Source organism: Terrisporobacter mayombei (genome assembly GCF_020748465.1).
Classification (GTDB): domain Bacteria; phylum Bacillota; class Clostridia; order Peptostreptococcales; family Peptostreptococcaceae; genus Terrisporobacter; species Terrisporobacter mayombei.
Map to the genome: position 1 here is coordinate 1 of NZ_JAHZMP010000230.1, position 452 is coordinate 452.

Annotated in this window: 1 pseudogene; it reads right to left on the minus strand. The window is 32.1% G+C overall.

The window, feature by feature from the left end:
- Positions 1 to 452, minus strand: a pseudogene (locus K0039_RS25340) (hypothetical protein); the annotation flags it as partial.

Below are 452 nucleotides of genomic sequence, written 5' to 3' on the forward strand. Positions count from 1 at the left end.
AACTTTTATATTCCTCTGGTTTACAACTTCCTCTGTCTTATAAGTGTGTATATTATATGGGATATATGTTTTTTTAATAGGATAGTGAAACAATTCGTTATCCACATCTATTCCGTCAGAGTGAACTTCAAATGCACCAGGCGAAAGAATTGCCAGGCCAGTATTAAGCTTAAGTGCTGGGGAAAACAAATTAAATAACATGAGCTGCATAGTAGGGCAATTGTTCTTCCCAGAAACATTTAAAAAATTTAAGTTTTGCTCTGTTTTATTATGGGGAATAAAGTTCCAATATCGGATGTATTATTAGTATCAATGTGGGTTATTTTATTATTGTCCAGTCTTAAACTTTTGATAGATGGAAGATAAGTCAGGAAATCAAGATTTATATATTTCAACTGGTTGTTAGCAGCGTTTAATGTCTGAACATTGCAGAAGTTGCTATAGAATATTTT